This window comes from Staphylococcus sp. EG-SA-2 (assembly GCF_017152085.1).
In genome coordinates, this window is sequence record NZ_JACYHC010000221.1 from 1 (window position 1) to 516 (window position 516).

General features: G+C 37.6%; 1 protein-coding gene. It reads left to right on the forward strand.

Annotation, left to right across the window (positions count from 1 at the left end):
- Nucleotides 1–516, forward strand: a 516-nt coding sequence (hisH, locus tag IDG60_RS02160) for an imidazole glycerol phosphate synthase subunit HisH (protein WP_206160447.1), incomplete at both ends; no start/stop codon positions are given.

Here is a 516-nt window from a genome sequence, read left to right on the forward strand (position 1 = left end):
TAAAACGCGCTATTGAACATTTAGGGTATGAGGTGGTTGTCTCAAATACCTCAAAAATAATCGATCAAGCAGAAACAATCATATTGCCCGGTGTCGGCCATTTTAAAGATGCGATGTCAGAGATAAAACGATTAAATCTCAATGCAATATTGGCTAAGAATACTGATAAGAAGATGATTGGTATTTGTTTAGGCATGCAATTAATGTATGAGCATAGTGATGAAGGCGATGCATCTGGATTAGGGTTTATCCCAGGAAATATTTCGCGTATCCAAACAGAATACCCAGTGCCGCACTTAGGTTGGAATAATTTAGTGAGTAAGCATCCTATGTTAAATCAAGATGTTTACTTCGTACATTCTTACCAAGCGCCGATGTCAGAAAATGTCATTGCATATGCGCAGTATGGGGCTGATATTCCGGCAATTGTTCAATTTAACAATTATATTGGTATTCAATTCCATCCTGAAAAAAGCGGTACATATGGGTTACAAATTTTGCGTCAGGCAATACAAG